Raw genomic sequence first — 12,684 nt, 5'->3', positions numbered from 1 at the left:
TTAACTCCGTTGATTTTCAAGTGACCCCTCTTTAAATGAGGGTCTTTTTTATACTTTTATTGATATGTTTTAATAGGATAAAAAAGCCCTCCTAAAAGAGGGCAAATAAATCGAAAACGAGAACTTCTGTATAACATTAATTTTTTACTTACCAGAGCTGACCAGTTGTTTACCCTTAGATAATGAGAGATGTGATTGAAATATTGAGAGCTTACTCACTATTTAGGATGATTATTGGTTCATTTTACCGCTTTTATTAACCACTCTAGATAACGGCTATCGATTTTATCTAAATCTAGGCTAATCAACTCTGGGGTTTCGTATGGGTGAATTTCCTTGATGGCAGCGAATAATTCAGGCTGATTTTTATGCGTAGATTTAATGAATAACATTATTTCTTTATCTTGTTCGATCGTGTTTTTCCATTGATATATCGATGTTATCTCGGGTAGCAAAGAGACACATGCCGCTAACCGTTTATCTAATAATTGCTGAGCAATTTTGATGGCATTGTTTTGGCTATTCGTCGTGCATAAAATAATACAAGGCTGTTGTTCTTTATCATAACTAACATCATTTTTTGTCATTTATATTTCCTCAGAGTCGTGAGTTTATTTGGAGTATATTCATGATTAAGGTTAGATTAAATAGCCATACAGGGTATGAAATTCAATCAACAGATAATTGTAGTGCAGAGAGTAATAGTTTCATACCTTAATTATCATGATGGTAAGAGAAACAAAATTATGAAAGAGAAAATAGGTACAAAGAGATTATTATTTGAACACTATAGTAAATGAAGATTGAAGTCTTTTATTTAATGTGATTATTGCATAATAAAAGCTGTTTATATTAATAATTCGATTCAGCCTTCATTTTTGTTAATTTTAATATAAATTAGTCTGGTTTTTTGTATATTGTGGTGTTTCACTTTCATATTGCTTTAATAATTAATCCGATATTCTTTATGAGGGAAAATGAATTTAAAGATTAGGGAGGATCTTATAAATGGCTATCTTCAATCATCTCATTTTCTCAATTAGGAATATGTTAATTCTATGATAATTACTTGTTAATTGTTAACAATATTTTTTGTAATCATGAATTACATTCTGTTACTAAATTAAAATCGTTTCTTATATGTAAAACTAAGTAACTCAATGATAACGATCAAAGTCTGGCGGAGATATTTCGCTAACATGTTTACAAAGATAGAAAATATATGACTAGAAAAAATTTTATTTCCATTTTTAAAACTCGTATGGATATCCTGATATGAATAAACTGACCCCTCTAAAACCGATACCTACATTGATTGCAGTTGCAATCACACTCATTATTTGGTTCCTTATCCCCGTACCGGAAGGCGTTAATCCGAATGCTTGGCATTTATTAGCGCTATTCGTTGGTACGATTGCCGCTATTATTGGTAAAGCACTACCAATTGGTGGTGTGTCTATTATTGCTATCGCGTTAGTCGCCGTGACGGGAGTGACTAATCCGAATTCAACAAAGGCTGCGATTGCAGATGCATTAAGTGGTTTTTCTAATGACCTGATTTGGCTAATTGGTATTTCAATCATGGTCTCTATGAGCCTAAATAAAACCGGATTAGGCGCTAGAATTGGTTATTATGTTATTTCATTGTTTGGTAAAAAAACGTTGGGGATAGCTTATTCACTTGCCATTGCTGAGACAGTACTTGCTCCTGTAACGCCAAGTAATACTGCTCGAGGAGGGGGGATCATTCACCCGATTATGCGCTCAATTGCTGATAGCTTTGGCTCTAAAGCGGATGATGGTACTTCTGGGAAAATAGGTCGTTACCTCTCGTTAGTGAACTACAATATTAACCCTATTACTTCTGCAATGTTTATTACCGCGACAGCACCAAACCCACTCATTGTCAGTTTGATCGTCAGTGAAGCAGGGGGAGCGAGTGAATTAACATGGTCAATGTGGGCTATTGCAGCATTTGCGCCCGCTTTAGTTTCATTAATTTTGATGCCTTTAGTCATCTATTTTATGTATAAACCTGAAATCACCTCAACACCCGATGCGCCTAACTTTGCCAAAGAGCGTTTACAGCAATTAGGCCCTATTTCATTACCTGAAGTTATTACACTCGGGGTATTCGTATTATTACTGTTAATGTGGGCTGGGGTACCGGCAATGTTATTTGGCCCAAGCTACAGTGTTAATGCGACAACAGCAGCATTTATTGGGCTAGGTATTTTACTCTCAACTGGCGTAATAAATTGGGATGATGTATTAAAAAATAAAGGCGCTTGGGATACCGTCGTCTGGTTTGCTGCTTTAGTGATGATGGCGAGCTTCCTTGGTAAATTAGGGCTGATTAAATGGATGTCTGTCTCAGTGGGAACTTCGATTGATAATATGGGACTGAGCTGGGCGTCGGGAGCCTTAATACTTGTTCTAATTTATGTTTATTCGCACTATTTCTTTGCAAGTACAACAGCGCATATTACCGCGATGTTTGGTGCTTTCTTTGCTGCTGGATTAGCACTTGGCGCACCTCCAATGTTACTTGGATTAACATTGGCATTCTCATCTTCGTTAATGATGTCATTAACGCATTATGGTACAGGGACGGCACCGATTATTTTTGGTTCTGGTTATGTAACATTAGGTGAATGGTGGAAAGCCGGTTTTGTGATGAGTGTTGTTAACCTAATTATTTGGATCGGCTTAGGTAGCGTTTGGTGGAAATTCTTAGGTTATTGGTGATTAATTAAATGAATTAGTTTGGTCATTTTGAAGAGACCCCCAGTAGTTGAACCACTAATTACTGGGGGCTTTTTTATAATACAATTACAGCAAATAATTAATCAGTAATATTAACAGGGCACTGACTAAACAAGCTGTCAACATAATGCTTGACCAACTGATGTTGAATGATGAATCCCTTGTGTTTTTCCATAATAAACTGATTTCCGCAGGATACGCATATTTACGAGCCTGAATAGCACGCTTAATATTCTGAACGGCCGCAGGATCGGTATCCGCGTTTTTAGGAATATTCCTCATATTGACCCGCCTTTTCAAATATAGTTTTGATCACGTCTTGGCATAAAACTGAAGATATTATGTCATGCTTAAAAAGGAGAAAAATTGACGGATTAAAGAGCTGATTTCCTCATTTACGAAATGAAAAACAGGAAATAGAGGAGATGGCAACGAAAAAAGCAAACTTCGGTGAGACGAGTCATTTATAAAGAGGAAATTTTGTTGCTATAAAGGTCTTATTTGATTGTGAATATAAAATATCGATTGGCATAAAACATATAGGCAGTATGATTATCACTAATAAACATAATCAATAGGTAAAATAAATTATGCAGCCACAAAGAAAAGCGGAAGTGTTCTTAGTGCTGACTACCTTTATTGCTGCATGGGGATGGGTATTTTCCCGTGAGTCCGTGCAAGGTATGCCAATCTTTGCTTTTCTCGGAAGCCGTTTTTTACTTGCAGCGGTTATTCTCCTACCTTTTTGCCTAGGTAAACGAAATCGAATTCAATTACAGCAAATTCCGAGCATTTTAATGACCGGAGGATGGATGGCTCTTAACCTCGTCTTATGGATTTATGCGGTAGCGACAACCGATTCATTAGGTGAGGGGGCATTTATTATGAGTTTAGCGATGCTATTTGTGCCATTAGTCGGATGGGTTTTGTTAAAAATTCGTCCTACACGTTACTTTTGGCAAGCACTACCTGTGGCAGTCTTAGGTCTTGCCTGTTTGACCCTATTTAAAGGGCAAATCCAATTTAAAAGTAGTCAACTTTGGTTTTTAGCCGCAGCAATCGTACAAGCAATTTACTTTTGTTATACCAGTGTTTATGCCCGCAGTGTGCCTATTTTACCGCTAACGACCATTCAATTAGCTTGTACAGGTATCGTTGGGCTAATGTTGTCTTTCTTTTTAGAAGAGTGGCCTACAACGATAGCCACATCGACCTTAATGTGGTTTATCGCAAGTGTGGTGATTGCAACGAGTTTACGATTTATTTTGCAGTTAATTGGACAAAAAAATACGACTGCTGCAAATGCTGCGATCATTATGATACTCGAGCCTGTTATGACGGTATTTGTTGCCGCTATTTGGTATCATGAGAGAATGCCTGCCATCCAAATTTTAGGCTGTATTCTTATTTTAAGCGCATTGTTTTATTATCGATGGCGCTCTTTTCGCTTATTATCGAAATAAGACGGCAATGAAAAATAGCCTTTATACTAGAGATTTTTTAATCTAAAGCAGCTATTATTATTCACATGTAAAAGGTATGGGGAATTAATCTAAATATGATTTTCTCATTTGGTTTTTTAGATTAATCGTAATGCAAACTAAATTTATAATAGGCTAAAGATGAAAAAGATCGCATTAGTTTTGGGTATGGCAGGCGTTATGACTTTATTGGCAGCATGTTCGGATGATAAAGCGGAAATTGCTGAATATAAAGCAAGTTTTGTGAATGATTGTGTAAAAGCATCCGGTAGCCCAGCCGGTGAAACCGCAGATGCTATTAGTGCTATCTGTGGTTGTGCCTATGATAAGACTATCGAAAAATATGGTTTGAAAGAGTTCAAACGTATTGAAGGTGAATTAGCGAAATCAGCAACCGCTGAATCTGATTTCCAAAAATCAATGATTGAATTTGTTAATCAGTGCACGCAGGCTGAGCGTTAATTAGCGTCAATCACAGCGGCGGTTAAATCATCTACCGCTGTGATTGCTTCTTTTTTAGCTAAATAATTGCTTAAATTGATGTGGCGCACTTCGCAAATATTGTGGGGCGACTTTGATGTGTTCTGCTAATTGTGTCGCTGCATGCCATGGCCAACGTGGGTCAAACAACATTCCTCGGCCGATCGAAACAAAATCAGCTTGCCCTGTTGCAATAATGGCTTCTGCCTGAGCAGGCTCCGTAATTAAACCAACCGCGATAACAGGCATAAAGGTATGCTCATTGATCGCTTGAGCAAGTGGGACTTGGTAATTTGGGCTGATTGGGATCTGTTGTTGTTCAGATAACCCACCGGAAGAAACATGGATATAGTCGCAACCTAATTCTTCCAATAATTCGCTAAGTTCAATGGATTCAGGCACATTCCAGCCACCATCAACCCAGTCCGTTGCTGAGATCCTTACACCAACAGCAATATTAGGGCTAATGGCCTCTCTGACTTCCCGAAAAACATCAATTAATAAACGGCTACGATGAGTAAAACTACCGCCGTATTCATCTTGTCGTGTATTTGATAATGGGGATAAGAATTGATGCAATAAATAACCGTGTGCCGCATGAATTTCAATAACGTCAAACCCAGCATATTCCGCGCGTTTAGCGGCATCGACAAAATGTTGTACTGTTTCAGTGATCTCTTGTTGACTGAGTTCACGCGGTGGATGTGCATGACCAAAAGGTAAATTGGATGCAGACACTGTCTGCCAACCATGCGGTTGTTCTTTGGCTAAACTTTGACCGCCAAGCCAAGGAAGGTCGGAAGAGGCTTTTCTACCTGCATGAGCGAGTTGAATTCCTAAGCGTGCATCAGCAAACTGTCTGATATCTTCTAACATTTTTTTTAATGCATCGGCTTGTTCATCATTCCACAGACCTAAGTCTTTATAGGTAATGCGTCCTACAGGCGTCACTGCACTGGCTTCAATAATGACCAAAGCAGCCCCTGACAAGGCAAGGTTCATATAGTGGGCATTATGCCAAGCTGTTGGCATGCCATCGGTAGCAGAATATTGGCACATTGGTGGAACAATGATCCTGTTATTTAAGGAGACCTGCCCAAGAGAGGCGGGAGAAAATAGGAAGCTCATTTGTCTTGTTCCTTAGTGGTCGTGAGTCATTTGTCTATAGTACTCATAAGTTTAGTCTTATTCTGTGCTGTTCATGTGGTTTTATCCTATCCATGATCTCGCGCTAGTAATAACGGAATAATGCAAGTGAATAAGTATAAATTTGAGTGTTAAGTGAAAAAGTATAATTTCCTGCTTCTCACCGGTGATTGGAAAACAAAAAAGCTAAAAAAAAATAGAAAATATAAACTGATTTAATAATTTAAAATAATTACTGTCTGATATTCGCTAGCTTAGCAATTAAATAAATAAAAAACAAATCTAATTGGCGTTAATTTTCATTAATGGTTTTAATGGAGTTAATAGGTTTTTTATCTGTTTTTTTATTTTAAATGCTAATTTTACTTGTTGATTTATCGTCATTTATTCCGCAAAAAAGACAAATGACACTTGCGAAATTGAATTTTGATTTATATAAGAGCTGATAGGTAGATGTGTTTACTTGAGCATATTAAAAATAAATGTCTCACGATTGAAATTAAACAATGAAATAAATCAATACACATTTTAAGTATATTTAATTTTTAATATTCACCTGAAAATATAATTCTAATAAGGAACTCAATGTGTTAACAATTATTGGTATCTTGATCATTCTTTCTATCGTCACCCTACTGATGATGGGCAAAGTTAGCCCTATCATTGCTATGTCATGTATCCCCTTTATTGGCGCATTAATAGCGGGATATTCAATAGCAGAAATATCGACTTTTTTTGAAAGCGGCATTAATAAAGTTTCCAAAGTGGCTGCGATGTTCTTGTTCGCCATTTTATTCTTTAGTTTGATGAAGGATCTGCATATTTTTGATCCGCTGATTCGTTTGATGGTTAAAATGACGCGAGGCAATGTCATTATTGTCTGTGTTATGACCACATTAATTGCGGGCCTCGTACACTTAGATGGCTCAGGGGCTGCGACTTTCTTAATTATTATCCCTGCGTTACTGCCACTATATCGGCAGCTTGGCATGAGCCCTTACTTAATGCTGCTATTGATGTGTGCCAGCATGGGGATTATGAATATGGTGCCGTGGGGAGGCCCATTGGGACGTGCTTCGGCGGTAACAGGAATTGATGCGGCAACGTTATGGCAGAGTTTAATTCCAGTACAAATCATTGGCATGGCTGGTGCTGCCGTTTTCGCTGCACTAATGGGAGTACGTGAAAAACGTCGTATTGCTGCCGCTGCCGCTAAAGGCACTACGCCATACATGATGGATTCCTTGTTGCCAGCAAATGAACAGATGGCAGATATTAGTGAACAAACTCATAAACCGAAAAAACCGTGGATTAATGGTGGGTTAATCCTAGCCTCCGTGATTTGCCTTGCTTTTGGGCTACTTTCGGCGCCGTATGTCTTTATGATCGCCTTATCGATAGCTTTGCTAGTTAACTTCCCTAATCCAAAAGATCAGATGAAGGTGTTATCACAACATGCTCCACAGGCATTAGGCATGGTCGCTATTATCTTAGCTGCTGGCGCGTTTCTTGGAATTCTATCCGAGGGAGGCATGCTGAAATCTATCGCGGAAGACTTAACGGCAATATTGCCAACAGAGTGGGTATCTAAAATTCATATTTTTGTTGGAATTTTAGGTGTGCCGATGGATATTTTCACCAGTACGGACGCGTATTATTTCGCGCTATTACCGATCATTCAACAAATTGCTGAAACAGCTGGAGTCGATCCTTCATCTGTCGTATATGCGATGGCGATTGGGAATAATGCGGGGACATTTGTGAGCCCATTCTCGCCAGCAGCTTGGCTTGCGATGGGGCTAGCAGGAATTGATATGGGACGTCATTTACGTTATTCATTCGGATGGATTTGGTTGTTCAGTTTCTTTACTTTAGCCATTGGTGCTGTGCTCGGGCTTTATTAGATGCTAGCCGTTTGACCAATATTTCACAAACCGTAGCCTAATTGGCTACGGTAATTTGTTGAATAGTATAAATTCGGATTAATTTCCTCGCTTTTTGCTTCACTGTTAGTCTAGAATGCCCCCGCTTTAATACAAAGGTTTTAAATCTATACCACTCCATTATGAGGCCGTTTCGCGGAATTAATATGTAATACCAACTCTTGATTTCTCATATAACGCAGAGGCAAATCTTGCGAAAAGATTTGTTGTTTTTTCTATTTCTGTAGAGAGAGCATAATGACTATGCAATCAAGAAAGTATGGTAGAACGTATCACTATCCGTTCTCACCTGGCACCACTAGCGATGATCGTATCAATAGCGATTGGTGGTCACACATCCAGAATATTAAGCAGCTGGTACATACTGAAAAACTCGATGGTGAAAATAATTGCTTAAGCCAATATGGGGTGTTTGCTCGTTCTCATGCGACGCCAACGCAGTCCGCATGGAGCCAACAGATACGTCAGCGCTGGCAGTTAATCAAGCATGATTTAGGGGATATCGAGCTATTCGGAGAAAATCTCTACGCCGTACACTCTATTGAATATCAACATATTGAAGATTATTTCTATATTTTTGCCGTACGACAAGGCCGCTACTGGTTAAGTTGGGATGAAGTCAAGTTTTATGCAGCATTGTTTGATTTTCCGACAGTGCCTGAGCTTTCCCTGAGTATTAGCCAACAGCAAGGGCCGCAAGTGTACGCACAACAACTCATCGAGGCGGCTTCACAGGATAGCCATTTCGGTGCTTGCGATACGCATACTCAACTCCCTTGCAGCATGGAAGGGATTGTCACTCGCGATAGCCAGCGCTTTTTAGTCGATGATTTCATGTCGCATGTGTTTAAGTATGTACGCAAAAATCATGTTAAGACTGATATTCATTGGAAAAGAAACTGGCAGCGAGCAAAGTTAGCGTTCGAGCGCAAAAAGGAGGCGAGATGAATTGGCAATTAACGGACACAACGGAGTGGTCACAATTAGAGTCTCAATTTGAGTTTGTTCGTGATATGCGAGGGGTTCCTCAAGATGGATTACATCATGCCGAAGGCGATGTTGCGATACATACCCAAATGGTGCTTGCAGCGTTAGAAACATTGCCTGAATACCAGCAACTTTCTGACTTGCAGAAAAATATCGTATGGACGGCGGCACTCATGCATGATGTTGAAAAGCGAAGTACGACGCGCGAGGATGAAAACGGGCGCATTATTTCGCCGGGTCATGCTAAAAAAGGTGAGTTATCAACGCGGCAAATTCTTTTTCGGCAGGTTGAAACGCCTTTCATTATTCGAGAGCAAATTGCCGCATTAGTTCGCTATCATGGCTTACCATTATGGGTGATGGAAAAAAAGGATCCTGAAAGAGCGCTCTTTGCCGCCTCTTTACGTGTCGATATGTCGCTGCTGTGTTTGTTAGCAAAAGCGGATGTATTGGGGCGTATCTGTGAAGACCAAGCGGAGCTCTTATCTCGCATTGAATTATTTGAGCTATTTTGTCGTGAACAAGGTTGCTGGCAACAACCAAAAGCTTTTGCTTCTATGGCTGGGAAATTTCATTATTTCCATTATCAACGGGGTACACCTGATTATGCACCGTTTGAGGAAGCCGGAAGTGAAGTTATCATGCTGTGTGGATTACCTGGAATGGGGAAGGATCACTTTATTTCTCAGTACTTTCCTCAAAAAGAGGTTGTGTGCCTCGATGAAATTCGTCGCAAACATAAAATTAATCCAGCGGATAGAAATGCCCAAGGTTGGGTGGCACAGCAGGCAAAAGAGCAAGCCAAAGGGTTATTGCGTGAAAAGCAGGATTTTATTTGGAATGCTACGTCACTCAGTGCGTCATTGCGCGCCAGTATGATCGATTTATTTGCGCGTTATCAGGCTAAAGTTCATCTGATTTATTTAGAAGTACCTTATAAACAGTGGCAGCAACAAAATCGCCAACGTCAGTATGCGGTGCCTGAAAAAGTGATGTCGCGTATGGCCGATAAACTGGAAATACCGACACCCGATGAAGCACACCAAGTCTCTTATTTTATTAATGGTGAGTTTCAATAGCGAGATACTGCAAGGAAGTGGCGTCTATGATGAGTAGGCGCCATTTTTCAACTTACATTGTGACGGGTTAAGGGACATAGACATCCCCAGCAAATAGTTTTCTTGCTGTTCTGATAATTGAGGCTTGTAATCCTTCAGGGAAATGTCCTCGCTGATTGAGAGACACATCAAAATGCCCACTTAAATGTTCGATAGAGATGTGCTGCATATCGACTTTTTGAGATAAATATCGTTTTATCACACTGTTTTCTAAAATAGTGCCGGTTGCAATGGCAATAGCACCAGTGACAGCCAGTGCACCATGGCATTTATGTGGCATAAAGTAGCGTACGTTGACGGTTCCGCCATGAATAGCTGGGGAGACTAATATGGGTTTAGGGATAACTTTTTGGCTCACATCACCTAACCCCATTGCAAGGCCTGCTTGCTGGCGAATGCTTTCTAAGCGTTGCATAAACGTCTCGTCTGCTTCAAGCTGCTCCGCCGTTTCATAACCTGTTTTATTCAGTTGTGGAGCATCGATTAAAACAACGGGCATCGCCATATCGATGCAACTCACCTCCACCCCATCAAAAATATCGATTTCGTGCCCAGTGGGGAGCAATTTTCCTGTTTTGGTGCCACATGCATTTAAAAAGGTGAGGGAGATCGGTGCTGCCTGGCCCGGCACACTGGCGATAGTCGTACTTCCCTCGTACAACACTTGTCCATTTGGCGTTTGCACTGTGGCATTGACGAAGGTATGAGTATTGATGTTGCGAATACGAATGATCGTTTCATCGCCTGTAACTGGTATTAAACCTTTTTCTATCGCATATGAACCTACCGCACAGAGTATATTGCCGCAGTTCGGTGCCGTATCAACAAGACGATCGGTAATCGATACTTGTGCAAATAAATAATCAATATCTGCATCAGGGTGAGATGAACGACTGATAATCGCAACTTTACTGGTTTGTGGGCTGCCTCCTCCAATACCATCAATTTGCAAGGCATGACCTGACCCCATAATGGCTAATATGAGTTCATCACGTTCTTGGATATTTTGGGGTAAGTCATCCGCTAATAAAAATACGCCTTTAGATGTGCCTCCGCGCATCAACATACAAGGTATTTTTTTCATGTATTTTCCTCTGTAGAGTATCGCTTATTATTATTTATGCTGTTGATGGCATGAAATAAGATAACCGCTGCCCATAACACAGCAAAATAATAGAAGAGGGAGGTTTTATATTTATATGGGACCCAAATAATACTTGGATCCCATGGGTTATTTTTACGTTTAGGCTAAACGTTATTATTTAAATTAAACCAGCACTGATTAAGATTTCCCACCAGCCTAAACCAATGGTCATATGTACCAGTAAACTTAAGAATGCGACGATACCCCCAATAATCCACCAAGAACGAATGTCGTTATAACCAGCACCGAAAACAATTGGAGCTGCCGCGCCGCCATAGTGAGTTAAGCTACCGCCATATGCATTAGAGAACAGTAAACCTAGTGCTAGTAACATTGGCGGTGCCCCAGCCACCATACCCACGGTTGCAAATACAGGAACCATCGCAGCGACATAAGCACCACCAGAGGCGAATAAATAACGTATCGCAACACTGATAAACATGATCACAAAGAAGGCCAGCATTGTTTGATCGCCAAATGAAAGGTGTTGCCCCATCACATCAGCTAACCATTTGAAAAAGCCAGCTTTCGTTAGCACGCCAGACATTCCGATGATACCGCCATACCAAATTAAGGTATTCCAGCCACCTTTATTTTTTAACACATCATCCCAAGTCACCACGCCTAGAATTAATGTTAAGGCCATAACACAAATCGCAACAGTGGAGGCGCTAACGCCAATTTGACCTGCAAATATCCATCCCGCCAAAGCTAAGATAAAGATAATACTGAGCAGTTTTTCTCTTACCGTCATTGGGCCGAGGTCAGCTAATCCTTTCGCAGCAATCTCTTTATTGTTGACTTTTTTCAACTCAGGAGGATACAACTTGTAGATGATAAGGGGAGTCAGGATCAACATAATTAGCCCAGGAATAGCGGCCGCAAGCGCCCATCCACCCCAACTTAAATGGATCCCCATAATGTCAGTCATCATGGCTAACGCTAATGCATTTGGTGCCATCGCGGTTAGGAACATATAGCTGGTGGTTTTTGTCACCATATAAACGTTCACTAACAGGTAATGGCCGGCTTTACGAGGGCTTTTTTCTGGATCTGAACCTAATGCCACCGCTACGCTGTTAATAATTGGAAAGACAATTCCCCCTGCACGTGCCGTATTTGATGGCGTTGCTGGTGCAATAATTAAGTCAAGAATTGCGGTGACATAACCAAGACCTAATGTTGTTCCACCGAGCTTGCCAATTAAAATATAAGAGAGCCGTTTACCTAAGCCTGTAATCACGAATGCCGCACTGAGCGTAAAGGCAGCAAAGACGAGCCAGGTTGTACCGGAGGCATAGCCATTAAGCACTTCACTGACTTTGACATCTTTAGTGCCTGTCACACCAATGACCACTGCGCTGGCAGCGATAGTGGCTAACAAAATAACAGGTTCAGAATAGGGCTTTAATACCAGCCCCACGATAGCGGCTAAGTAAAGACCAAATAATAACCACGCAATGTGGGGTAACCCTTCCGGTGTTGGGATTAACGATATGATTATGGGAATCGCTATGAGAAGAAATAGCTTCCATATTTTATCTTTTTGCATAGGCCAATTTCCTTAATGAATACTAAATTTGGTTAATATTAAAATTTATTATTTAATATTATGAATT

11 protein-coding genes are annotated in these 12,684 nt (G+C 40.2%); 6 read left to right on the top strand and 5 right to left on the bottom strand.

Annotation, left to right across the window (positions count from 1 at the left end; genetic code table 11):
- Positions 1-239 precede the first annotated feature (239 nt).
- Positions 240-587, bottom strand: a complete 348-nt coding sequence (gene cutA, locus ACWPW6_RS11950) for a divalent-cation tolerance protein CutA (RefSeq protein WP_154624575.1) — start codon at positions 585-587, stop codon at positions 240-242.
- 688 nt (positions 588-1,275) lie between these two features.
- On the opposite strand from cutA, the gene ACWPW6_RS11945 reads away from it, so the two are divergent.
- Positions 1,276-2,748 carry an anion permease gene (locus ACWPW6_RS11945; RefSeq protein ID WP_154622932.1) on the top strand — a complete coding sequence of 491 codons (1,473 nt, stop codon included), beginning with the start codon at positions 1,276-1,278 and terminating at the stop codon, positions 2,746-2,748.
- A gap of 84 nt (positions 2,749-2,832) precedes the next feature.
- Here the strand turns inward: ACWPW6_RS11945 and ACWPW6_RS11940 are convergent, their stop codons facing one another.
- Positions 2,833-3,048, bottom strand: coding sequence for a 3-oxoacyl-ACP synthase (locus tag ACWPW6_RS11940; RefSeq protein ID WP_154622931.1), 216 nt, complete (start codon positions 3,046-3,048; stop codon positions 2,833-2,835).
- Positions 3,049-3,356: 308 nt separating this feature from the next.
- Here ACWPW6_RS11940 and ACWPW6_RS11935 point away from each other — a divergent pair, with 308 nt between their 5' ends.
- Both ACWPW6_RS11935 and ACWPW6_RS11930 read left to right on the top strand, forming a co-directional pair.
- A complete protein-coding gene (locus ACWPW6_RS11935) occupies positions 3,357-4,229 on the top strand; it encodes a DMT family transporter (protein ID WP_154622930.1) in 873 nt (290 codons plus the stop codon).
- Between the two features lie 159 nt (positions 4,230-4,388).
- Positions 4,389-4,709 carry a hypothetical protein gene (locus tag ACWPW6_RS11930; protein ID WP_154622929.1) on the top strand — a complete coding sequence of 107 codons (321 nt, stop codon included), beginning with the start codon at positions 4,389-4,391 and terminating at the stop codon, positions 4,707-4,709.
- A 54-nt stretch (positions 4,710-4,763) separates the two neighbouring features.
- Here the strand turns inward: ACWPW6_RS11930 and ACWPW6_RS11925 are convergent, their stop codons facing one another.
- Positions 4,764-5,855, bottom strand: coding sequence for an NADH:flavin oxidoreductase/NADH oxidase (locus ACWPW6_RS11925; RefSeq protein ID WP_154622928.1), 1,092 nt, complete (start codon positions 5,853-5,855; stop codon positions 4,764-4,766).
- Positions 5,856-6,460: 605 nt separating this feature from the next.
- Between ACWPW6_RS11925 and ACWPW6_RS11920 the strand changes: the two genes are divergently transcribed.
- The 3 genes from ACWPW6_RS11920 to ACWPW6_RS11910 all read left to right on the top strand — a co-directional run bounded on the left by ACWPW6_RS11920 (position 6,461) and on the right by ACWPW6_RS11910 (position 9,882).
- Positions 6,461-7,777: a CitMHS family transporter gene (locus ACWPW6_RS11920; RefSeq protein ID WP_163862299.1), complete on the top strand. Its 1,317-nt coding sequence runs from the start codon at positions 6,461-6,463 to the stop codon at positions 7,775-7,777.
- A 276-nt stretch (positions 7,778-8,053) separates the two neighbouring features.
- Positions 8,054-8,764, top strand: a complete 711-nt coding sequence (locus ACWPW6_RS11915) for an RNA ligase family protein (RefSeq protein WP_154623071.1) — start codon at positions 8,054-8,056, stop codon at positions 8,762-8,764.
- Complete coding sequence (locus ACWPW6_RS11910) at positions 8,761-9,882, top strand: AAA family ATPase (protein WP_154623070.1); 1,122 nt, start codon at positions 8,761-8,763, stop codon at positions 9,880-9,882. The genes ACWPW6_RS11915 and ACWPW6_RS11910 overlap by 4 nt, the downstream gene beginning before the upstream one ends.
- Positions 9,883-9,949: 67 nt before the next feature.
- On the opposite strand, the gene ACWPW6_RS11905 is transcribed toward ACWPW6_RS11910, so the two are convergent.
- Both ACWPW6_RS11905 and ACWPW6_RS11900 read right to left on the bottom strand, forming a co-directional pair.
- Positions 9,950-11,005: a 4-oxalomesaconate tautomerase gene (locus tag ACWPW6_RS11905; protein WP_249998984.1), complete on the bottom strand. Its 1,056-nt coding sequence runs from the start codon at positions 11,003-11,005 to the stop codon at positions 9,950-9,952.
- A 178-nt stretch (positions 11,006-11,183) separates the two neighbouring features.
- Positions 11,184-12,617, bottom strand: coding sequence for an anion permease (locus ACWPW6_RS11900; RefSeq protein WP_154623068.1), 1,434 nt, complete (start codon positions 12,615-12,617; stop codon positions 11,184-11,186).
- Positions 12,618-12,684 lie beyond the last annotated feature (67 nt).

The organism is Providencia sp. Marseille-Q8014 (assembly GCF_965112055.1).
Note: the sequence above shows the minus strand (reverse complement) of the source record. Positions and strands in the feature narration are given on the sequence as shown.

Bases quoted from the DNA above. Each gene is read 5' to 3' on its own strand.
- ACWPW6_RS11930 (WP_154622929.1), top strand. From the start codon at position 4,389: ATGAAAAAGATCGCATTAGTTTTGGGTATGGCAGGCGTTATGACTTTA.
- ACWPW6_RS11940 (WP_154622931.1), bottom strand. From the start codon at position 3,048: ATGAGGAATATTCCTAAAAACGCGGATACCGATCCTGCGGCCGTTCAG.
- ACWPW6_RS11905 (WP_249998984.1), bottom strand. From the start codon at position 11,005: ATGAAAAAAATACCTTGTATGTTGATGCGCGGAGGCACATCTAAAGGC.
- ACWPW6_RS11945 (WP_154622932.1), top strand. From the start codon at position 1,276: ATGAATAAACTGACCCCTCTAAAACCGATACCTACATTGATTGCAGTT.
- ACWPW6_RS11900 (WP_154623068.1), bottom strand. From the start codon at position 12,617: ATGCAAAAAGATAAAATATGGAAGCTATTTCTTCTCATAGCGATTCCC.
- ACWPW6_RS11925 (WP_154622928.1), bottom strand. From the start codon at position 5,855: ATGAGCTTCCTATTTTCTCCCGCCTCTCTTGGGCAGGTCTCCTTAAAT.
- ACWPW6_RS11915 (WP_154623071.1), top strand. From the start codon at position 8,054: ATGACTATGCAATCAAGAAAGTATGGTAGAACGTATCACTATCCGTTC.
- ACWPW6_RS11910 (WP_154623070.1), top strand. From the start codon at position 8,761: ATGAATTGGCAATTAACGGACACAACGGAGTGGTCACAATTAGAGTCT.
- cutA (WP_154624575.1), bottom strand. From the start codon at position 587: ATGACAAAAAATGATGTTAGTTATGATAAAGAACAACAGCCTTGTATT.
- ACWPW6_RS11935 (WP_154622930.1), top strand. From the start codon at position 3,357: ATGCAGCCACAAAGAAAAGCGGAAGTGTTCTTAGTGCTGACTACCTTT.